This is a genomic window from Streptomyces sp. NPDC090442 (assembly GCF_044769405.1).
Taxonomy (GTDB): Bacteria; Actinomycetota; Actinomycetes; order Streptomycetales; family Streptomycetaceae; genus Streptomyces.
Genome location: NZ_JBIVXW010000007.1, coordinates 61,601 through 82,707, shown reverse-complemented (window position 1 = coordinate 82,707; position 21,107 = coordinate 61,601). Strand labels below are relative to the sequence as shown.

The window sequence follows — 21,107 nt, the reverse complement described above, 5'->3', positions numbered from 1 at the left end:
CGCCCGCACGACCTAGACTTCCGGCACCTATGAACGACGCTCCCCTCGCCCTCCGGCCGTTGACCGCCCGCTCCGTCGTGCTGAGCACGCTCCTCGGTCACCACCCGCCGCGGCTGCCGGTGCGCGCGCTGGTGCGGGTCGGTGAACTCTTCGGCATCGCCGAGGGCACCGTCCGGGTCGCGCTCTCCCGGATGGTGGCGGCCGGCGACCTCCGCCAACGGGCGGGCGGTTACGCGCTGACCACCCGGCTGCTGGAGCGCCAGGCCCGGCAGGACGAGAGCCGTGCGCCCCGGACCCGCCCCTGGTCGGGCGAGTGGGAGATCGCCGTGGTGAGCGCGGACGGCAGCCGCCCACCGGCCGAACGCGCCGCGCTGCGCCAGGCGATGGCCGCGCTGCGGCTGGCCGAGCTGCGCGAGGGCAACTGGCTGCGCCCCGCCAACCTCGACCGGCCCCGCCCCGAGGTGGCCACCGCGCAGTGCACCTGGTTCACCGGCAGCCCCGACGGCGATCCGGCCGCACTCGCCCGCGGCCTGTGGGACCTGGACGGCTGGGCGGCCCGCGCCGGCGAGCTGTCGGCCGCGCTGGACCGCGCCGACGCCCCGGCCGACCGCTTCACCGCCGCCGCGGCCGTCCTCCGCCACCTCCTCACCGACCCGCTGCTGCCGCCGCCCCTCCTCCCGGTCACCTGGCCGGGCGCCGCGCTCCGCGCCCGCTACGACGCCTTCGAGGCCGAATTCCGGGAACTCCTCCGGCAGTTGCTCGCTTCCGACAGGCCCTAGCGCGCTTGCCCCGCGCACGTGCCACCCCGTTGGCGCGGTGCTCCCCGGCCCCCGCGGCCGGCGGGTCGGTGGGGCGGAGGGGCGCACGGGCGGCGCGGCGACGCGCGCGGATGCGGAGCGTGCGGGCGGGGGCGGGAGCGCACGGGGCGGATCGGCAGGGGCGGCCTCGGTGCGCCGGGCCGCTGCCCACCGCGCGACCGGCCGCCGGCCGCCGGGCGACCTGCCAACTCCCCCCGAAACCCGGGCGGTTGCACCGCGTCGCGGACCGTGCGCGGTCCGTGCGGCCCCCCGCCGCGCATATGCACCGACGCCGGCGTAGCCACGGGGGGTGACACCCCGAAGTCGAACGGGCGGGCGATTGTCGCCCGGCCCGGCACCCCGGGCACGAAGGGTGCGCCCCTACCCGCCGGGCCCGTGTGCCATGCGGAGGATTCCGTCCCCCTTCCGGCGGCGAGGGGGCGAGCCGCCCGTCGGAGGCGCTACCGCGCGCCCTGCCCATGCCGACGCGGCCCATGGTTGTCTCTTCCTCGTCGAATTCGACGCACCGCAGAAACACACCGCAGAACGCGCCGAAGAAAACGCACCGGAGAAAAGCGCACCGCGGAAACCATCCGACGATCCCGAATCCCAGAACTCGCCGAAATCGCTGACACCTCTGCGCGCTCGCCGAAATACCGGCCCGACCGGAACCCCGGAACGAGTGACACATCAGTACGCACAGCACAAGCGACGGGAGCACGAAAATGGAATCTCAGCAGGTACCGGAAACGCAGGAATCGCCCGCGGCGCAGGAATGCCGGGCAGCGGAGACCCGCGAACCGGCGGACCGGACCACCCGCGGCGAGGCACTGCGAGGCCGGGGGGCCCGGGGCGTCACCGCGGCCGCCGTCCTGCTGGCGGCCGGCGCGCTGGGCGCGGTGTCCGACGAGCCGGCCGAGGCCGTCAGCACCGGCACCTGGGACCGTCTGGCCCAGTGCGAAAGCGGCGGCAACTGGCGGATCGACACCGGTAACGGTTTCTCCGGGGGGCTCCAGTTCGGCCACTCGACCTGGCACTCCTACGGCGGCGGCGCCTACGCGGCGCGTGCCTCCCGAGCCTCGCGGACACAGCAGATCCAGGTCGCCGAACGAGTCCTGGCCCGCCAGGGCTGGGGCGCCTGGCCCGCCTGCTCGGCCTCGCTCGGGCTGCACGGTACTCCCCACGGCGGCCGCGTGCACACCCTGCCGGCCCGGAGCCACGCCGCGCCGAAGCACGCCCACAAGCACCGCCCCGTGCCCGCGGAGAAAACCCACAAGAAGCCGTTGCGCCGGATCTCCGGCGCCACCGTGACAGTCAATATCGGCGACACGCTGAGCGGTATCGCGACCGTCCACGGAAAGCCGTGGCAGGAAATCTACCGCAAGAACCGCCAGGTTATCGGCGAGGACCCGAACCTCATCTACCCGGGTACCCATCTGCGGGTCCACGGCTCCGGTACGGAGTGATGAACGGCGGCTGATCGGCCTCCGTAGCCGCTCCTCGTCCGGTCGAATGCGCCGGGAATTCGACCGGACGAGGCGAGTGGTGAAACCGGAAACGCCAATGGAGTGCAGGGGGAAGTGGGAAATGTGCCTCTGAGGAATCCTGGGGAATCCGGGGGGAATCCGTAGGTTTTCCGGGGAGTTTCCGAGCCGGCCGCGAGGGGGGAGCGGGCGGGCCGTCCGTGGCGCCGCGGACGGCCCGCCCGACACCGGCCCTAGGTCCGTCGGACCCGTCGCCGGATTTCGTAGGCGGCCAGTACGACACCCAGCGTGAGCAAGCTCAGCCAGAACTGCGCCCGGCTGTCCGGCAGTACGGCCATCGCCCCGATCACCAGCGCCATCAGCGCGATGGTCAGCCGGCTCAGCCACGGATAGCCCCACATCCGCAGGGTCAGCCGTTCCGGCTCGTCGCGCTCCAGCCGGCGCCGCATCCGAAGCTGTGCCACCGCGATCGCCAGATAGACGAACAGGGCAATGGCGCCATAGGAGTTGATGAGGAACTGGAAGACGACATCGGGCGAGATCCAGGCCGCGATCACCGACAGATATCCGACCGAGGTCCCGGCCAGCAGCGCGCGCCGCGGCACCCCGCTCGCACTGACCTTGGTGAAGCCGCGCGGCGCGTCCCCATTGCGGGTGAGCGCGAAGAGCATCCGGGACGAGGTGTAGAGCGCGGAATTCAGGCAGGAGAGCACCGCGATCAACACCAGCGCGTTCATCACCGTGCCGGCCGCGGGCACCGCCAGCCGGTCCAGTACCGCCGCGTACGGACTGACCTCTATCGCCTTCGACGTCCAGGGCACCACCGCGACCACCAGGAAGATCGACAGCACGTAGAACGCGACCACCCGCAGCACGATGGACCGGATGGCGGTGGCCACCGCCCGCTCCGGCTCCACCGATTCCGCGGCGGCGATGGTCACGATCTCCGCGCCGGTGAAGAAGCCGACGCACGGCACGACGGCGGCCAGCACCGCCCCGACGCCCTGCGGCGCGAAGCCGCCGTGCGCGGTGAGCTGCGCCAGCCCGCCGGGCGAGCCGGGCCACAGCCCGAGCACGTACAGCGCGCCCAGGAACAGGAACACCACGATCGCCACGACCTTGATCGACGAGAACCAGTACTCGAACTCGCCGTAGGAGCGCGCCGACACCAGGTTCGTCGCCGTCAGCAGCGCCATCAGCACCAGGCTGACCGCCCACAACGGGGCCCCGGGCAGCCACAGTCGGATGATCCGGCCGCCGGCCACCGCCTCCACGGCGACCACGATCACGAAGAAGTACCAGTACAGCCAGCCCACCGCGAACCCCGCGCGGTGGCCGAGGGTCTCCCGCACATGCGCGTAGAACGAGCCGAGCGCCGGGCGGGCCACCGTCATCTCGGCCAGCATCCGCATGATCAGCACGGTGAGCACGCCGGCGGCCAGGAACGACAGCACCGCGGCCGGCCCCGCCGAGCGGACCACCACCCCGCTGCCGACGAACAACCCGGCCCCGATCACCCCGCCCAGCGCGATCAGTTGCATATGGCGGCGCTTGAGGCCCTGTTGGAGCCCCGCGCCGGCGGCCGCCGCGCCCGGCTCCGCGGGGCCGTCGGGCCGCGAACTGGTGTCCGGCGCGGCACCGCCGCCGGAGGCTGTGGTTCCCGTACTCATGGGGCGCGACGCTAACGCGCCAGTCCTGCAACGGTGTTGCGGCAGTGTTTCGGGCGCGTCGGCCGGCCGCCGGGGGACGCCGCGCCCCGCGGATCACCGCGGCAGCGCGCAGACCGCCAGCGGCGCCGGGAACGGTTCGCCCACCCGCACCAGCGTCCCGACCCGGGCGTCCACCGCGAACACCGTCACCGACCCGGACTTCTGGTTCGCGGCGAACAGCCACCGCTCGTCCGGCGAGAACGCGATCTGCCGGGGGAAGTCCCCGCCCACCGGCACCGTGTCCAGCAGCCGCAGCCGGGCCCCGCCCGCCTCCACGGCGTACCGGGTGAGGGTGTTGTCGCCGCGGTTGGCGAGGAAGGCGAACCGGCCGTTCCGGGTGACCAGGAACTGCGCCGGATAACTGACCCCGGGTCGGGTTCCGGTGGACTGCGGTGCACCGGGCGCCAGTCGCCCGCTGGACGGGTCGTAGCCGCAGACCACCGCGGTGTTGTCGACCTCGTTCGCCAGGTACGCGAACGCCCCCGAGGGGTGGAAGGTCAGATGGCGGGGGCCGGCGCCGGGCCGCAGCGTCGCGTACGACACCTGGGCCAGCGTCCCGGCCCGCGGGTCGAGCCGGTAGGTGTAGACGGTGTCGTTGCCCAGGTCCACGGCGAGCACATGGCGGCCGTCCGGGGCGGTGACGATCTGGTGCGCGTGCGGCCCGGTCTGCCCGGGGCCGGGTGGCGGGCTGTCGTGGACGACCAGGTCGGTCCGCGGCCCCGGTGCGCCGCCGGGGAGGATCGGGTGCACGGCCACGCTCCCGGAGAGGTAGTTGGCGCTCAGCAGCCACCGCCCACTGGGGTGCACCGACAGATGGCAGGGCCCCGCCCCGCCGGTGGGCTGACCGCCGAGCACCGCCGGCGCGCCGCCGCCCGGCGGCAGGGCGAGCGCCGTCACCGCGCCGTCCTGCCGCTCGTCGACCGCGTACAGCGTCCGGCCGTCCGGCGCCGACGCCAGGTACGAGGGGTCGGCGACGCCCGGGACGACCCCGGTGGCGGTCAGGGCGCCGGTGGCGGGGTCGTAGGCGGCCAGCCCGATGCCGGTGCCGCCGCCCGGCTGGGAGGTGTACGTCCCCAGGAACAGCGGTCGCGCCCGCGGTGCGGCCCGCGCCGCCCGTGCGCCCCCGGCGGCGAGGGCCACCGCCCCGACCGCCCCGACGAACCCCCGCCGCCCGATCCCGCCCCGGACCCCAGCCGCCTCGCCCATGTCCACCTCCGGTGTCATGCCGGTCAGCCCGATTCCACCGCCCACCACCCCGTCGGGGCAACGGTTTTGACGTCTCGTCAGTGATGCGGAACCCCGAGGACCCCGTACATCCCGATGATGACCAGCACCCCCGCGCGTAGCACTCCAGTCGTACGTCACAACCCATACGCGGACGGATTCGCCGCACCCCCCGCCTTCCGTACGTTTGCGATCAAGGCAAACGCTTGATCGAAAGGTCGCGGATCGATGTACGGCAAGGCATTCGCCCCCGAGTACCAGGGCGAACTGGGCTCGGCGCTGAGCGTGAACTCCTCCTACGAGGAGGTACTGGCCACCGCGCACCGGACACTCGCCGCCGCGGACACCGCGCTGGAGCGGTCCAGAGCTCAACTGGCCGTCGCCGAGGCCAATCGGCGGCTGGGCCGGGTGGACGCGGCGGGCACCGCCTGGCGCGCCGCCTACCGCAGCGCCCGCACCGCCGGCGAACCGGCCGCGATGGCCTGGGCGTTGTGGAGCGGCGGCACCCTGGCCCGCCAGTGCGGCACCCTGCCGCTCGCCCGTCGGCTGCTCGCCCACGCGGTGACGCTGGCCGAGACCGGCGGCGACCGCCTGGCGCACGGCTACTCCCTCGCCGGGCTCGCCGAGACCGGCCGCATCCAGGGCGACTACGCGGCAGTCGCCGAGCTCCACGAGCAACTCCTCGCGCAGGCCAGGGAGCACGGCGAGGCCCGGCACATGGTCTGGGCGATGTCCGGCATAGCCCAGATGCACCGCAACACCGGCGACCACGGGAAGGCCCTGGAACTCTTCGAGGAGTCCGCCCGGATCGCCGCCGAGGCCGACGACTTCCGCGGCCGGGCCTGGTCGCTGCGCGGAGTGGCCGACGTGCTCTCGGTCCGCGGCGAACCGGACCGGGCGCTGGCCCTGCTGTCCGAGGCGGAGACCATCTGCCGCACCATGGACCTCGCCGGCGCGCTCGCCTACAACCACAAGATGCGCGGCAACGTCCTCTACCGCGCCGGCCGTTACGCCGAGGCCCGCGACACCTACGCCCTCGCGCTGGGCGAGTTCCGCGAGATGAGCGAGCCGCGCGGGGAGGCGCTCTCCCGGCTGGGCCTGACCAAGTCCCGTGCCCGGCTGGGCCGCGACCGGATCGGCACGCTGGCCGAACTCGACGTCCTGGAGGGCGACTTCGCCCGCATCGGGCTCCGGCACGCCCGTGAGATGGTCATCGCCTTCCGGGAAGAGATGACCGCGACACCGGAGGCAGGAATTCCCGCTCCGCGGTCCGGTGCCACCACTCTCCGGTCTCCCGCAGTTCCCACCAGGTCGTGAAGCGGTAGCGGAAGACCCGCGCCCGCACCCGGGCCGGCGGCAGATCCGGGAACGGGTTGCGGCGCAACAGCCGCACGGTGTCCCGGTCGTTCTCCAGCAGTCGCGCCACCAACGGCACGAACCACGGCCGGGCGTAGGCCGGCGACAGCGCCGCGAACCACATCAGCCAGTCCAGCCGCAGGTGATAGGGGGCGAACTGGCGCGGCAGGCGCGCGACTTCGCCGGGCTTGCCGTGGAACTCGTAGGCGTGCCACCTCGTGCCGGGCCCGGAGACCGCGTCCGCCGTCCCTTCGAGGACGATCTCCCGACGGACCCGGGTGACGCTGCCGAACGCCCCGTAGGAGTTGACCAGGTGCAGCGGCTCGTACGAGGTGTTCATCAACTGCCCCCGGGTGACGAGGTTGCGCGCCGGACGGTAGCTGAGCGCGGCGATGCCGACCGCGGCCGCGGTCACCAGCACCTCGAACCACTCCGGCGGGGCGCCCGGCGCCGCCGGGGGGCCGGCCCACAGGGGGGCGGCGGTCGACATGGCCAGCGCGATGGTGATCCAGTTCAGCCAGGCGAAGTTGCCGGACAGCACCAGCCAGAGCTGGGTGACCGCCATCCCCAGCGCCGCCCACCCGGCCACCGGCTGTGGCGTGAACAGCAGGACCGGCAGGACGAGTTGGGCGACGTGGTTGGCGGCCGTCTCGGCCCGGTGCAGCGGCCTCGGCAGATGGTGGAAGAACCAGCTCAGCGGGCCCGGCATCGGCTGCGTCTCATGGTGGTAGTAGAGGCAGGTCAGGTCCCGCCAGCAGCCGTCGCCGCGCATCTTGATCAGTCCGGCGCCGAACTCCACCCGGAACAGCAGCCAGCGCAGCAGCCACACGAACAGCACCGGGGGAGCGGTGTCGGCGTTGCCGAGGAAGACCGCCAGCACCCCGGCCTCCAGCAGCAGCGTCTCCCACCCGAACCCGTACCAGGTCTGACCGACGTTGACGATGGACACGTACATCGCCCACAGCACCGCCCACAGCAACATCGCCGCCCCCAGCGGCACCGCGTCCGCCGCCCCCGCCGCGACCGCCGCCGCCAACGCCGCCCCGCCCCAGGCCCAGCCCGCGAAGAAGCGGTCCGAGTAGTGGAGCTGGAAGACCGAAGGGGACAGCCGGAACGGCACCCGCGCCGTGAACGCGGGGATCGGCAACAGCCCCCGGGTCCCCAACAGCGCCCGGAACTGCCGGGCCGCGGCGACGAACGCGACCACGTACAGCGCCGCGAGCATCCGTTGGAAGACCAGCCGGCCGAGCCAGGCACCAGGATCCGAGAACCATTCCACCCGCCCATGGGTAGCACCGCGGCCAGCGGCGCACGGACCCGGCGCGCGGGGCGACGCCCTCGCGCATACGCACTACCTTTCCACGCTACGGATCCGCCCCGGGCCGGCAACCGCACGGCCCGGGAGCGCGGCGCGCGAGGGGGACGGTCGCCCGAACGGGTGAATGACGGAGCGTGCTCCGGCGCCCCGGTGCGCCCCTTGGCGCCGGGCGGCATTTCCGCCTTCCCGAGACGTGCGGTTATCGCCGAAAAAGTCGCGCGGTCCGCGAGCGACGCCGATACCCTGGAGGACGACGGACGACCCACCTGGGAGACGCCAACACCATTGGCCCGTCGCGGGAACGCCATGAACCCTGGCCGACCTCCCGGTCCGAGAACAAGGCGCCACCGCGTCGGAACCAATACCTCGAAGAAGGAGTGCGTGGTGGCAGTGCACAAGGCTCAACACAAGCAGCCCCCTTTGAAGCAGGGCGAGCGCCCCGGGCGAATCAAGGAAGTCCGCAATCTTGAGGCGTGGGACCGCTGCGCCCCGGTGCGACTGGCCGGCTGCGAGGACGATCCCGTCGAACCACATATCGTCCGCGGCATCGACTGAACCCTGAGCCCGGCCGCGGGCGCCCGCCGGCCCCGGCCCCCAAGGGGGGCCGGGGCCGGTTTCCGCGGTGGTCAGGGCCGGCGACCGAGCAGACACAGCAGCCGGGTCAGCGCGTCGGCGCCGGCCGGGGGGTGCACCGGCGCGGCGAACAACCCGGAACCCTCCAACGCCCCGGCGTACGGCTCCACCTCGCGCAGCGCCGCGGTCACCAGCGACTCCGGCAGCCGCTCGTCGGCGCCGATCGCCCGCGAGAGGTCCCAGGTGTGCACCACGGCATCGGCGGTCATCTGCGTGCAGTACGCGTCGGCCGGGGTGGTGCCGTAGGAGAGGTGGACCGAGCGGTGCAGCGCGCCTGGTTCGGCGAACGCCGCGACGGCCGACGCCGCGGCGCGGTCCCAGGCGCCGACCGGGTCCTCGCCGAGCTGGTCGCCGTCGAAGTCCCCGTCCAGCGCGGCGATCGTGGACCCGTCGCGCACCAGGCGGGGCACCCAGAGCTGTTCCGCCGTCAGGTGGTTGACCAGATCGAACACCGACCACTCCGTGCACGGGGTGGGTGCCTCCCACTGGTCCTCGCGGACGGCGTGGACCCGGGTGCCGAAGAGCGCCAACGCCTCGCCGTGGGAGCGCAGGATCTCGTTGTTTCCCATGGCCCCGAGGATAGGAGCGGCCACCGACAGCGGCGCCCCGTGCGGGGCGATCGGAGCACCGCGCCGTCTGTGCGCCGGGGATGGCGCGGGGCGCTCTGGTGGGCGCGTGACCGTTGGCTGTTCAATGAGCCGGACCGGTGTGCGCCGGTCCTGGCCGCTCCCTCCTGGAGGCACCATGGAAGCCGTCGCACCGTCCACCGTCGGCGCCCCCGCCATCCGCTGCGCCGGGCACGAACGTGGTTATCCGGAGTTCCTCGACCGCGCCGCACGCATCGCAACGGGCCTGGCAGAGCTGGGAGTCGGGCCCGGCGACCGGGTCGCGGTGGTGCTCCGCAACGAGCCCGCGCACCTGGAGATCACCACCGCCGCCGCCCTGCTCGGCGCCGCCGCCGTCCCGGTCAACTGGCACTTCCGCGCGGACGACCTGAGCCATGTGCTCACCGACAGCGGCAGCGCGGTGGTCTTCACCCACACCGACCTGCTGCCCGCGGTGGCCGCCGTGCTGCCCGACGGCGTCCACGTCATCGAGGTGCCGGTGCCGTCCGGCGTGGCGGCCGCCTGCGGGCTGGCCGTCCCGCCCGTCACCGGCCGGTACCCGCTGCTGGACGCCTGGTTGGCCGACCGGCTCCCGCTCGACCGTCCCGCCGACGCCCGACCGCCCACCGTCATCTACAGCTCCGGAACGACCGGCCGTCCCAAGGGAGTTCTGCGCGAGCCGGTCACCCAGGAGCTGCTCACCGAGGCGGTCAGCGGCTTCCTCGAATACTTCGCGGTCGAGCCCGGCGGGCGGACCCTGATCCCCGCCCCGCTCTACCACGCCTCGCCCAGCCAGCACGCGGTCCTGGCGCTGGCCGCGGGCCTGGACATCACGTTGATGCCGCACTTCGACGCGGAGGAGTTCCTGCGGCTGGTCGAGCGGCACCGCATCGCCCAGACACAGGTGGTCCCCACCATGTTCGTCCGGCTGTTGCGGCTGCCCAAGGACGTCCGCGAGCGCTACGACATCTCCTCGCTGACCTCCGTGGTGCACGCCGCCGCGCCCTGCCCGCCGCATATCAAACACGCCATGATCGACTGGCTGGGTCCGGTGCTTCGGGAGTACTACGGCGGCAGCGAGACCGGCGCGGTGACCTGGTGCGACAGCGAGGAGTGGCTGGCCCACCCCGGCACCGTGGGGCGCGCCCAGGGCACCTGCGAGGTCGCCGTCCTCGGGCCCGGCGGGGCGGTGCTGCCGCCTGGCGCCACGGGTGAGATCTACGTCCGGCCCGCCGACACCTGGCCCCGCTTCAGTTACCTCGGCGACGTGGAGAAACGCGCCGCCATGGAGGCGCCGGGCCTGCCCGGTTTCGTCACCCTCGGCGACGTCGGCCACCTCGACGCGGACGGCTACCTCTACCTCAGCGACCGCCGCAACGACATGGTGATCTCCGGCGGCGTCAACATCTACCCGGCGGAGATCGAGGGCTGCCTGCTCTCGCTCGAAGGCGTGCGGGACGCCGCGGTGTTCGGCATCCCGGACGAGGAGTTCGGCGAGGCCCTCGCCGCGCACCTGGAGACCGAGTCCGGGGTGCGGCTCACCGCCGCGGCGGTCCGCGACCACGTCGCCGGGCGGCTCGCCGCGTACAAGGTGCCGCGGACCGTGGTGTTCGAGCAGCGGCTGCCGCGGGACGAGTCCGGCAAGCTCTTCAAACGGCAGTTGCGGGACCCCTATTGGGAGGGGCACGGCCGCCGGATCTGAGCCCGTCGGCCGCGGCCCCGCGCGGCGCTCAGCCGGCCATCGCGTCGAGCAACGGGATCAACTGCTCCTCCTCGTAGGTCAGATGGGCCTCCAGCTCGCCCGTCAGGCGCTCGACCTCGGCGCGGATCCCGCCGGGTGCGGCGGACGGATCCGCCAGCGTCCGCCGCAGCTCGGCGAGGAGCGCCGCGATGCGCCGGTGCTCCTCGTCCAGCCGGTCCAGCACCGGGGCGAGCTCCGGCGACCGGTGGCGGAGCGCGGGGAACATCATGCGGTCCTCGCCGGCGTGGTGGTTGTCCAGGCCCTGGCACAGGGCCAGGCAGTTGACCCGGAGTTGGGCGCCGAGCAGCGAGCCCGAGGCGGCCAACTCCCTGCGGATGGTGCGCAGTTCCCGGCGGAAGGCGTCGTGCACCAGCGTCAGGGTGGCGCCGGGCGTGGCGCCGGCGAAGCGCGGCGGGCCGGCCTCGGCTGAGGTCAGCGCCACCACCGGGAGGGTGCGGCGGGTCTTCGCCTGGTAGGCGGCCCAGCCGGGGTCGGCCTCCACGGCACGGGCGAAGAGCCGGTCGCGTTCGGTGCCGGTCAGTACCTCGGCCCGCGCCTCGTAGTCGAACACCCCGGTCTCCACGGTGACATGGGGGTGCGCGACGAGGTTGTGGTACCAGGCCGGGTGGCGCGGGGCGCCGCCGGCCGAGGCGATGACGAGGATCCGCTCGCCGTCGGGGAGGTAGCCGACCGGGGTGGTGTGCCGGGCGCCGCCGCGGGCGCCGGTGGTGGTCAGCAGGATCAGCCGGCCGCCCTCGAAGGGGCCGCCGACCCGGCCGGCGTTGGCCCGGAACTCGTCGATGACCTGCTGGTTGAAGTCATGGGGCATGAAGGGGTGTTCTCCAGAGGAAGGTGAGGTGCGCAAAGCGCGCGGGCAGGGCGGAGCGGCCACGCGACGGCGGCGGTGCGGCGCAGCGGGGCGCGGCACGGCGGCGTCCGCGGCAGGGCGCTGTCCGTGGCACGGAAGGAAGGAAACGCGCGCGGAGTGGCGGCGCGCCGTACGGAAGCGCGCGCGGCGTAGGCGCGGAAGAGAGGGAGAAGCAGAAGGGGTTGGGAGGCGGGGGCGGGGCTCTCACCCGCCGCGCGGTCACGAAGTGACCGGGTGCCTCACTCGCTCATGGCCCATGGCCGACCCGGTAGTCACGCCCCCAGGTTACGGGCACGCGCGTGCGATGCGCAATCCGGCCCTCCGCGCGCCGGCGCACCACCGCCCCTTCCGCCGGCGCGAGTTGGCTGCCACGATGTCCCCCGCTCACTCAAGTGCAGAAACGCTGTTCGTGTACGTGAATATCCGTGCTTCCGTCCCGGAGGGGTGTTCATGGAACGCCGGCACGTCCCCACCGTTGCCGTACTGCGCCGGGTCGCCGACCACTGGATCGGCGCGCACCACGACCCCGGCGACAACCACTGGGCCCGGGCCACCTTCTTCTGCGGCCTGTCGGCCCTGCACCGCCTCACCCGCGAACCGCGCTACCTCGCCCACGCCCACGCCTGGGCCGAGCGGCACGGCTACGGCCTGCACAACGGCCCCACCACCCGGCGCGCCGACGACCAGTGCGCCGGCCAGGTCTACCTCGACCTCTACGCCCTGGACCCGGCGCCCGACCCGGCGAAGCCGGCCGCCATCGAGCAGGCGGTGCGGGCGATGGCCGACACCGTCGAACAGCGCCACGACGACTGGTGGTGGGACGACGCGCTGCACATGGCGATGCCGTCGTTCGCCCGGCTCGGCGCGCTGCGCGAGGAGCCCGCCTACTGGGCCGCGATGCACGCCCTCTACAGCCACACCCGGGACGCCGAGGGCGGGCCCGGCCTGTACGACCCCGACAGCGCGCTGTGGTACCGCGACAAGCGCTTCCTGCCGGGCGGGATCACCTCGCCGGACGGCCGACCGGTGCGCTGGTCCCGCGGCAACGGATGGGTCGCCGCCGCGCACGCCAAGGTGCTGGCGGTGCTGCCCGACACCTTCGCGCCGGCCGCGGCCTACCGCCGCACCCTCGCCGGCCAACTGGCCGCGCTGCGCGCCCTGCAGCGCCCGGACGGCTTCTGGAACGTCAACCTCGCCGATCCCCGGCACCTGCCCGGCCCGGAGACCAGCGGCACCGCGCTGTTCGCCTACGCCGTCGCCGCCGCGATCCGCGCCGGCGTGGTGCCGCGCGAGGGCTATCTGCCGATGGCCGAGCGCGCCTGGGCGGGCATGGTGGCCACCGCCGTGCACCCCGACGGCTTCCTGGGCTACGTCCAAGGCGTCGGCGACCGGCCGGAGTCGGGCCAGCCGGTCACCCGTGACTCCACCGCCGACTTCGGCGTGGGGGCCTTCCTGATGGCCGGCGCGGAGCTCGCCGCGCTCGGCGTGTGAGCTCCCCGCGCCGCCCGTCGGCCGCTACTGCTGCGGCAGCACCACCGCCTTGACGGCGTCCGGTTCGCGGGCGCCGGCGGTCAGGGCGCGCTCGGCGTCCGCGAGGCCGTAGCGGTGGGTGACCAGCCGGTCCAGGTCGACCGCGCCGGAGGTGACCAGGGCGAGCGCGGTCGGCCAGGTCCGGGCGTAGCGGAACGTGCCGGTGACCTCCAACTCGTGGTTCTGGAGGCGGGCGAGCGGGAGGGTGACCTCCACGCCGCCCATGCCCACCAGGACGACCCGGCCGGCCCGTGCCACCTGGCGGACCGCCTCGGTGGTCGCCGCGCCCGAGCCGGAGCACTCCAGCAGCACGTCGGGCGCGAAACCGGCCTCGGCCAGCGGCCGTTCGGCCACGTCGACCACCTCGGTGGCGCCCAACTCCCGGGCCAGCGCCAGCCGGTGCGGATTGACGTCGCTGACGACGACCTCCTGGGCGCCGAAGGCCCGCGCGGCCTGGAGCGCCACCAGACCGATCGGGCCGGCGCCGGTCACCAGCACCCGGTCGCCGGGGGCGACCCGCGCCTTGCGGCAGGCCCAGACGGCCACCGACAGCGGCTCCAGCAGCGCCGCGGCCTCGTCGGAGACGCCGTCCGGCACCGGATGCACGAAGTCCTCGTGGGCCAGCACGTATTCGGCGAACGCGCCGTCGGCCTGCCCGGGGACGGCGTAGAAGTGCATCGCCGGGCAGAGGTTGTACCGGCCGGCGCGGCACTGCTCGCAGCGGCCGCAGCAGGTGCCCGGCTCGATGGAGACGCGCTCGTGCGGGGAGCGCCGGGTCACGCCCGGGCCGGTCGCGACGATCACGCCGCTGGGCTCGTGGCCCAGGATCAGCGGCCCCTCCGCCCGGAAGCCGCCCAACTCGCCGTGCTCGTAGAAGTGCACGTCGGAGCCGCAGGTGCCGACCGCCAGGACGCGGACCAGGAGTTGACCCGGGCCCGGCACGGGGACCGGGACCTCCTCGACGGCGAGTTGGCGGGGGCCGCGCTGGACGGCGGCCCGCATGGTGGCCGGGACCGGCCGGCCCGCCGCGGCCGTCACGCCGCCGGCCCGTCCGGGACGATCTGCAGCTTGCGTCCGGTGCCCTGCTGGAAGGTCTCCAGGGCGGTGGCGTACGCGTCGAGCCCGAACCGGTGGGTGATCATGGTCTCGCAGTCGATGACGCCCTTGCCGAGCAACTCCACCGCGCGCCCGTAGCTGTGCAGGATCGCCATGCTGCCGACGATGCGTATCTCGTCGTGGTAGATCCGGAACGGCGAGAACCGCGCGGACTCCTGGTCGGGTGCGCAGCCGAACTGCTGGAAGGTGCCGCCGCGGGCCGGCCGGGTCAGCCCGTCCTCGATGGCCCGGACGTTGCCGGTGCAGTCGGTGACCACCTCCCAGCCGCGCGGGTGGGCGTCGGCCAGCGCGTCGGCGCTGGTGGCGACGGCGTCCGCGCCCAACTGCCGGGCCACCGCCAGCCGGTCCTCGTTGAGGTCCACCACCGAGACCGAGGCGGCGCCGGAGCGCTGGGCGACCTGGAGGTAGAGCAGGCCCATGGTGCCGGCGCCGTAGATCAGGAAGTTGTCGCCCAGTTTGGGGGCGACGATGTCGAAGCCGCGCACGATGGTCGACAGCGGCTCGATCAGCGGGGCGTGCGCCAGCGACAGGCCCTCGGGCAGCCGGTAGCAGTTGCGGACCGGCACCGAGACGTACTCCGCGCAGGCGCCGTCGACGGTGATGCCGATGGTGCCCCAGCGCTCGCAGAGATTGCCGTGGCCGATGGAACAGTAGTGACAGGCCCCGCAGTAGACCGCCGGGTCGGCCGCGACCGCGTCGCCCGGGGCGAACTCGGTGACCCCGGTGCCCACCGCGACCACCTCGCCGGCGAACTCGTGCCCGGGGACGACCGGATACCGGGTCGGCCCGAACTCGCCCGCCAGCATGTGCACATCGGTTCCGCACAGGCCCGCCGCCGCGACCCTGACGACCACCTCGTCGGGGCCGGGCGTCGGATCCGGGACGGTGGTGACGTGGAGCCGGTGCGGTTCCTCGATGACTACTGCGCGCATGGACCGTGACCGCCTTTCGGGAGAGGGACGTTGGGGAGCCGAGGAGGGGAGCGGGGCCTATGCCGCGCGCAGGTTGCGCGACTCGACCTGCTTGATCTTCTCCACCTTGGGGGCCGAACGGCCGCCGGCGAAGTCGGAGTCCAGCCAGTGCCGCAGGCACACCAGCGCCGCCTCGACGCCCATCGTGCGGCTGCCGAAGCAGGCGATCTGGGCGTCGTTGGACTTGCGGGCCCGTTCGGCGCTGTAGCTGTCGGGGATCTGCGCGGCCCGGATGCCGGGGACCTTGTTGGCGGCGATCGCCATGCCGATGCCGGTGCCGCAGATCAGCACCGCGCGCTCGTGCTCGCCGCGGGCCACGCTGCGCGCGACCCGCTCGGCGACGTCGGGGTAGTCCTCGTCGGCGGTGGCGCTCAGGTCGGTGACCGGATGGCCGTGCTCGGTGAGGTAGGCGGCGATCGCGTCCTTCATGGCGGTGGCGGCGTCGTCGGCGCCGATCGCGATCGGAGGGGTGCGGGTCACGGTGGGCTCCTCGGGGCTGGGTGGGACGGTCAGCGGCTGGAGATCTCTTCGAGGACCCTGCGCAGGCCCTCGGGGTCGTGGGCGAGCCGGCCCAGGAAGAGCCCGTCGACGGCACCGGCCAGCTCGCCGTAGGTGCCGGGGCCCGCGGTCCCGCCGTAGATCAGCCGACCGCGCACGTCGTGGTCGCGCAGCGCGCCGCGGATCGCCGCGGCGACCGCGCGGACGTGCCCGGCGGGCGCCGGTTCGCGGGCGCCGATCGCCCACACCGGCTCGTAGGCGACGATCACCTCGCTGCCGGGTACGGCGCCGGCCAGCGCGGCCCGCACCTGGGTCAGGGTCTCCTCGGCGGCCGCGGCAGCAGGCTGCGCGGCGCCAGCCGCTCCGGTGGAGCCGGTGCTCGCACCGGGGGCGCGGTGCTCGCCGGCGCAGATCACCGGGACCAGGCCGGCCGCGGTGGCGGCCCGGGTCTTGGCGGCCACCGTCTCGTCGGTCTCGCCGAAGTGCCGGCGGCGCTCGGCGTGGCCGACCTCGACGTAGCGGGCGCCGGTCTCGGCGAGCATCCCGGCCGACACCTCGCCGGTCCAGGCGCCGTGCTCGGCCCAGTGCACGTCCTGCGCGCCGTAGCCGACGGCGGTGCCGGCCAGCAGCTCCCGGGCGTCCGCCAGGGCCGGGAAGGACGGCAGGACGAAGAGGTCGACGGGGCGGGGGAGGCGGGCCAACACCGGGTCGAGGGCGGCGACTTCGCCGAGCCAGGCCCGGGTCTGCGCCAGTCCGAAGTACAGCTTCAGCGAGACGCCCACCACCGGGCGGGGCGCGGCGCCGGCGTCCGCCGCGCGGTGCGGAAGCACGGCCTCAGGAATCACGTCGCTCATGATGTTTCCAACAGAACCACATGTGAAGTTCTCAAATCAAGACGTGAACTTCACGAGATGTCTGTGATTTTTGGAGCCCTCGGGGTTGGTGGCCGCCCCTACCACCGGCGCCTCCCGGCCGAGACTCACCCGTCCTCTGATCGCCGGCGCACGCCCCCGATAAAGTCGGCTCACCACAGCAGACCAGGGCAGACCGGCACAGACGCCACCACTGCCGCACGTTCCGGGGGCCGCCGCCCCGGGGGGAGGACGAACCGCGAAATGAGCCGCCGTTCCCAGGGATTACTCGGCATCTGGGCCGAGGCGCAGCGCCAGCAGCAACGCCGGACGGAGGCCGAACACCGCGCCCGCGTGCAGCAGCAACGGGAACAGGAACGGCAGGCCCGCGCCGCCGAGCGCGCCATGGCCCGCATGCACCGCGAGCGGCAGACCGCCTACCGCCGGCAGCGCGAGGCCGACGCCCGCCGCCGCACCGAGGAACTCGACGCCCGCGTCACCGCCCTCACCGACCTGCTCGCCGACGGCTGCCGGGCCCCCGCCTTCACCGCCGACGCCCTGCTCCGCCCCGAGCGCGTCGAACCCTTCGCCCCCGGCGCCCTCGCCACCCCGGTGTCCATGCCCGACCCGGCCCGCTACCAGGCGCCCACCGGCGGGCTGCGCTCCGGCGTCCGCCGCGACCGCGACCGGCAGGAGGCCCGCGCCCGCTTCGAACAGGACTGGTACGCCGCCCAGTCCGCCGAGGCCCAGCGCCAGTCCCAACTGGCCGCCTACCGCCAGCAGTACGACCAGTGGGCGGCCGGCGCCCTCGACGGGATACGGCGGCACAACGCCGGCGTCCGGGAACTGCTCGACGGCCTGCGCGCCGGCGACGCCGACGCCGTCGTCGAGTACTTCTCGGCCGCCCTCTACTCCGGCACCTCCTGGCCCGAGGGCTTCCCCCGCCAACTCAGCGCCGGCTACGACACCGCCGCCCGCCAACTGGTCCTCGACTGGGAACTGCCCGGCTTCGACGTCGTCCCCGCCGTCAAGGCCGTCCGCTACCTGCCCACCCCCGACGAGGAGCGGGAGACCGCCCGCCCGGCCGCCCAACGCCGGGCCCTCTACCGCGAGGTCATCGCCCAGAGCATGCTGCTGGTCCTGCACGACCTGTTCGCCGCGGACACCTTCGGCGCCCTGGACTCGGTGGCGCTCAACGGCTTCGTCGACGACGTCGACCCGGTCACCGGACGCCCCGCCACCCTCTTCCTCGGCACCGTCCTGGCCCCCCGCAGCGCCCTCGACTCCTATCACCTGGCCCAGGTCAGCGCCCCGGACTGCCTCACCGACGGGCTCCGCGGCCAACTCTCCGCCCGCCCCGACCAGTGCACCCAGGTGCGCCCCGGGCGGCGGCCGGACGACGTCGCCGGCGGCGCGGTGGTCTCGCACGGCACCGACGGCGAGGCCGATCTGCACGCGATGGACCCGCTCGCCTTCGAGCAGTTGGTCGCCGAGCTGTTCCGCGCGATGGGCATGCAGGCCGTCACCACCCAGCGCTCCGGCGACGGCGGGATCGACGTGGACGCCCTGGACCCGGACCCGATCCGCGGCGGCAAGATCGTCGTGCAGGTCAAGCGCTACCGCAACACCGTCCCGCCCACCGCGGTCCGTGACCTCTACGGGACCGTCCAGTCCGAGGGCGCCAACAAGGGCGTCCTGGTGACGACCTCCCAATTCGGGCCCGGCGCCCACCGCTTCGCCCAGGGGAAGCCACTCACCCTGATCGCCGGCCCCGAACTCGTCGACCTGCTCGGCCGGTACGGGCTGCGCGGCCGCCTCGGACCCGACGACGCGGGCGCCGGCGCGCCGGCGCCCGTCGACGCGGCGCCCGAGCACGTCACCCTCGCCATGAACTGGTCCGGCGCGGCCGCCCTCGACGTCTGCGCCCTGGTCTGCAAGGGCGCCACGGTCCTCGACGACGACCACTTCGTCTTCTTCAACAACCCGGCCACACCGGACGGTTCGGTGCGGATGCTGTCCGGGGTGACACAGGACCGCGCCGCGCTGCGGGTGCGCTTCGACGCGCTGCCGCCCGCCGCCGACCGGCTGGTCCTGGTCGCCGCGGTCGACCAGGAGACCGACCCGGACGGTGACCTCGGCGGCTTCACCGACGCCCGGATCCGGCTGCTGGACACCGCGGGCGCCGAGGTGGACCGACTCCCGGTCTCCGACGGGCGACCCGGCGAACGGGCCCTGGTGCTCGGCTCCTTCCGCCGTCGAACCGGCGACGACTGGGACTTCGTCCTCGGCGGCAAGGGCTACCCCGGCGGACTGGCCGCCCTGGTGGGCGACTTCGGCATCGAGGTGAGCTGAAGCCGGCCGCCGCCGGTCAGCCCTGCCACAGCCGGGTCAGCACCTCGTTGACCACCTCGGGCCGGTCCTGGTGCGGGGCGTGGTCGGTGTCCGGCACCCGCACGTGCCGGGTGCCGACCGTCTCGGCGAGGTACTCCCCGCACGCGGCCAGAGCCTCGCCGACGAACGCCCGGTATCCCGGGTCGGCGGTCTCCCACGTCCCGTTGATCACGGTCTTGGGCCACGGTGCCCGGATCAGGGGCGCCAACGGGATCTGCGCGTCCCGGACGGGCCGCTCCCGCATCGCCGTCCCGACCGCCCGCAGCATCCGGGGTGTGATCTCCGGCAGGCGCATCCCGTACGCCTCGGTGGACTGCCGCAGATAGTCCTCCGGGCTCGTCTCCCCGAGCGCCCCCGCGTTCGCGAACGCCTCCCGCAGCCGCTCCAACGCCGCCCGTACGACGGGGTGCGCGGCCGCGGTGCGCAGCGGCGACGGCTCGATCAGGGTGAGCGAGTGGACGGCCTCCGGTCGCGCCGCGGCGGCCAGCATCGCGGCCGCCGCGCCGTACGAGTGCCCCACCAGGTGGGCGCCCTCGCCGAGCAGCCGGCCGAGGCCCTCGGCGTCCACCGCGTAGTCGCTCCACTCGACGTCCGGACTGTGGCCGAAGCCGCGCCGGTCCACCAGCTCCAGCCGGAACATCCCGGCCAACGGCCGCTGCCCGGCGAAGCACGCGGTTCCCCAACTCATCGTGCCGTGCACCAGCAGCGCCCGCGGCGCCCCGGGCAGCCCCTCGTCCCACACCGTCACACGCAGCGGTTCCTCGTCCGTACCGGGCACCCTAGGTGCGGGCCCACCCCATGGGGCGCCAACAGGCCGGGGGGTGGGGAGTGTTGTCCGAACGGGTGTCGTAACCGGCTTGCGGGGCAGCCGAGTTGGTGGGACGCGTCGGGGGGAGGGTGTGCCGTGTGCCCTTGCCGGGTACGTGCCGGCCCGCGGTGTCGGGCCGGCGGTCGGTCGGGCGCCGGGCGGGGCGTCACCGGGGCGCCGCGCGCTCACGGATGGTGATCGCTTCTGGTTCCCGGTCCGACGCGCCGGCCTGGCTTCCGGGGGCGCCCGTCGGGTCGTGGGACGAGCGGACGGCGATCCTCCGGTACGGTCCGCCCCCGGGGTGTGAAACCCTGGTGAAGGAGCAGAGCCCCGCCGACCATCAGTGCGGCAGCCCAGGAAAGGACCGGAGGGCAGTGAGCGAGAGTGCGGCCGTCCGGCCCCGTAACCCGCGCGGACAGGGGGAGCGCCTGCGCGAGGAGCTGCTGCGGGCGACCGAGCGCCTCCTGGAGGAGGTCGGCAGCGAGGACGCGCTGTCGCTGCGCGCGGTGGCCCGCGAGGCCGGTGTGGCCGCGCCGAGCATCTACCGGCACTTCGCCGACAAGACCGAACTGGTCTGGGCCACCCTGGAGATCAGCTACGAGCGGCTGGCGCACGCCATGACCGACGCCGCCGCGCAGGCCGACGACGGTGACCCGGTGGCCCGGCTGCGCGCCCAGCTCCGCGCCTACTGCCGCTACGCCATAGAGCACCCGGCCAACTACCGGCTGCTCTACGAGACCCGGCAGACCCCGGTCGGCCCCGAGCGGCTCGCCGGCCACCCGGCCGGACTCCTGGTGCGCAGCTGGCACCACGCGCTGACCGCCTGCGAGGAGGCCGGCTGGCGGGTGCGCGGCTCGCGCGCCGAGGCGCCGTACCTGCTGTGGTCGGCGGTGCACGGCCGGGTGATGATCTGGCAGGTCATGCCGAGCCGCAAGGACACCAGCCGGCTGGACGGGTTCGTGGAGGAACTCATCGAGCTGCTGCTGGAGCGCTGAGTCGGGCCTCGGGACCGGCCGCCGGCTCCTCCCCTTCCCGCCTCCCCCCTCCGCCCGTGGCGCCGCAAGGCCCCGGCCGTTCTTCGGCCGGGGCCTTCGTGCTGTGCGCCTGGTCTTCGCCGGGCGTCGCTGAGTGTCGTCGGGTGTTCCCTTCCTCACGTTTCGACGGAAACCCCGGGGCGTTTACCCGATCATTACGTCTGTAAGTTTAC

At 74.0% G+C, this 21,107-nt stretch carries 18 protein-coding genes; 8 read left to right on the top strand and 10 right to left on the bottom strand.

All coding sequences use genetic code 11. The annotated features are described in order from the left end of the window. Positions 1 to 29 precede the first annotated feature (29 nt). Positions 30 to 779 (top strand): PaaX family transcriptional regulator C-terminal domain-containing protein, encoded by a 750-nt coding sequence (locus ACIQU6_RS07735; protein ID WP_403480727.1) that lies wholly within the window; start codon positions 30 to 32, stop codon positions 777 to 779. 743 nt (positions 780 to 1,522) lie between these two features. Next, positions 1,523 to 2,263 (top strand): transglycosylase family protein, encoded by a 741-nt coding sequence (locus ACIQU6_RS07730; protein WP_403480726.1) that lies wholly within the window; start codon positions 1,523 to 1,525, stop codon positions 2,261 to 2,263. Between the two features lie 251 nt (positions 2,264 to 2,514). Here the strand turns inward: ACIQU6_RS07730 and ACIQU6_RS07725 are convergent, their stop codons facing one another. Further along, positions 2,515 to 3,951 carry an amino acid permease gene (locus ACIQU6_RS07725; protein ID WP_403480725.1) on the bottom strand — a complete coding sequence of 479 codons (1,437 nt, stop codon included), beginning with the start codon at positions 3,949 to 3,951 and terminating at the stop codon, positions 2,515 to 2,517. A gap of 93 nt (positions 3,952 to 4,044) precedes the next feature. Continuing rightward, positions 4,045 to 5,196, bottom strand: a complete 1,152-nt coding sequence (locus ACIQU6_RS07720) for a lactonase family protein (RefSeq protein WP_403480789.1) — start codon at positions 5,194 to 5,196, stop codon at positions 4,045 to 4,047. A gap of 246 nt (positions 5,197 to 5,442) precedes the next feature. On the opposite strand from ACIQU6_RS07720, the gene ACIQU6_RS07715 reads away from it, so the two are divergent. After that, a complete protein-coding gene (locus tag ACIQU6_RS07715; RefSeq protein WP_403480724.1) occupies positions 5,443 to 6,531 on the top strand; it encodes a tetratricopeptide repeat protein in 1,089 nt (362 codons plus the stop codon). Here the strand turns inward: ACIQU6_RS07715 and ACIQU6_RS07710 are convergent. After that, positions 6,425 to 7,849, bottom strand: a complete 1,425-nt coding sequence (locus ACIQU6_RS07710; RefSeq protein WP_403480723.1) for a lipase maturation factor family protein — start codon at positions 7,847 to 7,849, stop codon at positions 6,425 to 6,427. The two genes, ACIQU6_RS07715 and ACIQU6_RS07710, sit on opposite strands and share 107 nt — an antisense overlap. A gap of 423 nt (positions 7,850 to 8,272) precedes the next feature. On the opposite strand from ACIQU6_RS07710, the gene ACIQU6_RS07705 reads away from it, so the two are divergent. Continuing rightward, positions 8,273 to 8,443 (top strand): hypothetical protein, encoded by a 171-nt coding sequence (locus ACIQU6_RS07705; RefSeq protein ID WP_403480722.1) that lies wholly within the window; start codon positions 8,273 to 8,275, stop codon positions 8,441 to 8,443. Positions 8,444 to 8,514: 71 nt separating this feature from the next. Here the strand turns inward: ACIQU6_RS07705 and ACIQU6_RS07700 are convergent, their stop codons facing one another. Continuing rightward, entirely contained in the window at positions 8,515 to 9,090 is a 576-nt protein-coding gene (locus ACIQU6_RS07700; RefSeq protein ID WP_403480721.1) for a TIGR03086 family metal-binding protein, read from the bottom strand. Between the two features lie 175 nt (positions 9,091 to 9,265). On the opposite strand from ACIQU6_RS07700, the gene ACIQU6_RS07695 reads away from it, so the two are divergent. Continuing rightward, the gene (locus tag ACIQU6_RS07695; protein ID WP_403480720.1) at positions 9,266 to 10,828 is read left to right on the top strand and encodes an AMP-binding protein; all 1,563 of its coding nucleotides are present in this window, start codon (positions 9,266 to 9,268) and stop codon (positions 10,826 to 10,828) included. 28 nt (positions 10,829 to 10,856) lie between these two features. Here the strand turns inward: ACIQU6_RS07695 and ACIQU6_RS07690 are convergent, their stop codons facing one another. Next, positions 10,857 to 11,696 (bottom strand): nitroreductase/quinone reductase family protein, encoded by an 840-nt coding sequence (locus ACIQU6_RS07690; RefSeq protein ID WP_403480719.1) that lies wholly within the window; start codon positions 11,694 to 11,696, stop codon positions 10,857 to 10,859. 489 nt (positions 11,697 to 12,185) lie between these two features. Here ACIQU6_RS07690 and ACIQU6_RS07685 point away from each other — a divergent pair, with 489 nt between their 5' ends. Next, positions 12,186 to 13,226, top strand: coding sequence for a glycoside hydrolase family 88 protein (locus ACIQU6_RS07685; protein ID WP_403480718.1), 1,041 nt, complete (start codon positions 12,186 to 12,188; stop codon positions 13,224 to 13,226). 24 nt (positions 13,227 to 13,250) lie between these two features. Here the strand turns inward: ACIQU6_RS07685 and ACIQU6_RS07680 are convergent, their stop codons facing one another. The 4 genes from ACIQU6_RS07680 to ACIQU6_RS07665 are packed head-to-tail and all read right to left on the bottom strand — an operon-like array spanning position 13,251 to position 16,704. After that, positions 13,251 to 14,303 (bottom strand): NAD(P)-dependent alcohol dehydrogenase, encoded by a 1,053-nt coding sequence (locus ACIQU6_RS07680; RefSeq protein WP_403480717.1) that lies wholly within the window; start codon positions 14,301 to 14,303, stop codon positions 13,251 to 13,253. After that, a complete protein-coding gene (locus ACIQU6_RS07675) occupies positions 14,300 to 15,313 on the bottom strand; it encodes a zinc-dependent alcohol dehydrogenase family protein (protein WP_403480716.1) in 1,014 nt (337 codons plus the stop codon). Before ACIQU6_RS07675 ends, ACIQU6_RS07680 begins: the two co-directional genes overlap by 4 nt. Before the next feature lie 57 nt (positions 15,314 to 15,370). Next, positions 15,371 to 15,832: an RpiB/LacA/LacB family sugar-phosphate isomerase gene (locus ACIQU6_RS07670; RefSeq protein WP_403480715.1), complete on the bottom strand. Its 462-nt coding sequence runs from the start codon at positions 15,830 to 15,832 to the stop codon at positions 15,371 to 15,373. A gap of 29 nt (positions 15,833 to 15,861) precedes the next feature. Beyond that, positions 15,862 to 16,704 (bottom strand): triose-phosphate isomerase family protein, encoded by an 843-nt coding sequence (locus ACIQU6_RS07665; protein WP_403480714.1) that lies wholly within the window; start codon positions 16,702 to 16,704, stop codon positions 15,862 to 15,864. A 261-nt stretch (positions 16,705 to 16,965) separates the two neighbouring features. Between ACIQU6_RS07665 and ACIQU6_RS07660 the strand changes: the two genes are divergently transcribed. Continuing rightward, entirely contained in the window at positions 16,966 to 19,053 is a 2,088-nt protein-coding gene (locus ACIQU6_RS07660; protein ID WP_403480713.1) for a restriction endonuclease, read from the top strand. A gap of 16 nt (positions 19,054 to 19,069) precedes the next feature. Here the strand turns inward: ACIQU6_RS07660 and ACIQU6_RS07655 are convergent, their stop codons facing one another. Further along, entirely contained in the window at positions 19,070 to 19,840 is a 771-nt protein-coding gene (locus ACIQU6_RS07655; protein ID WP_403480712.1) for an alpha/beta fold hydrolase, read from the bottom strand. Between the two features lie 434 nt (positions 19,841 to 20,274). Here ACIQU6_RS07655 and ACIQU6_RS07650 point away from each other — a divergent pair, with 434 nt between their 5' ends. Continuing rightward, positions 20,275 to 20,895 (top strand): TetR/AcrR family transcriptional regulator, encoded by a 621-nt coding sequence (locus tag ACIQU6_RS07650; RefSeq protein WP_274912220.1) that lies wholly within the window; start codon positions 20,275 to 20,277, stop codon positions 20,893 to 20,895. Positions 20,896 to 21,107: the final 212 nt, after the last annotated feature.